Annotated in this window: 2 pseudogenes; one reads left to right on the top strand and one right to left on the bottom strand. The window is 70.7% G+C overall.

Features of this window, described 5'->3' with window-relative positions:
- Positions 1 to 70 precede the first annotated feature (70 nt).
- A pseudogene (locus A9X05_RS31875) lies at positions 71 to 196 on the top strand (hypothetical protein); the annotation flags it as partial.
- Here the strand turns inward: A9X05_RS31875 and A9X05_RS01045 are convergent.
- Positions 187 to 522, bottom strand: a pseudogene (locus A9X05_RS01045) (DEAD/DEAH box helicase); the annotation flags it as partial. The pseudogenes A9X05_RS31875 and A9X05_RS01045 overlap by 10 nt on opposite strands.
- Positions 523 to 645 lie beyond the last annotated feature (123 nt).

Here is a 645-nt window from a genome sequence, read left to right as displayed (position 1 = left end):
GGCGCACCGGTGCCCCGTTCTCGCCCAGCAGATCGGGCCGCAGCGCCGGTTCCCACAAGGCCACCGTCCGCGCGCCCGGGTGCTGTACCTGTCGCCGACGAAGGCGCTGGGGCATGACCAATTGCGGGCCGCCCACACGCTGGCGGGCGCCGTCCCGCGGTGCCATGACGTCGCGCCCACCGCCTACGACGGCGACAGGTACAGCACCCGGGCGCGCGGATCGGTGGCCAGCGCGTTGAGGACGGGAAGTTGGTAGGCCAGCGACTTGCCCGACGCGGTGCCGGTGCTCACCACCACGTGGCGGCCGGAGTGAGCCAATTCCGCGACCGCCGACTGGTGTGACCAGGGCAAAATGACGCCGCGGTCGGTGAAGGCGCGCACCACGTCGGGCTCGGCCCATGTCGGCCAGCGGTGCGGGCGGCCGCCGCGCGGCGGCAGCTCGGCGACGTGCCGCAACGGATGCTCGTCGGCGGCGGTACCGGCGAGCGCGGCGGCGAGCAACTCGCTGCCGAAACTCGCCATCAGCACCCTCCTTGGACCCGGCTGAGCTCGCGTCCAAGGCGCAAGTCTGTCGCCGAAGCGATGAACATGGTTGACTATTTGCGGTCGCAGCTTCTGTGTTCGTGTCAAACTTTCGCAGGATCT

This window comes from Mycobacterium sp. E3298, from assembly GCF_001666895.1.
Lineage (GTDB): Bacteria > Actinomycetota > Actinomycetes > Mycobacteriales > Mycobacteriaceae > Mycobacterium.
This window is presented reverse-complemented; position numbering and strand designations above follow the sequence as displayed.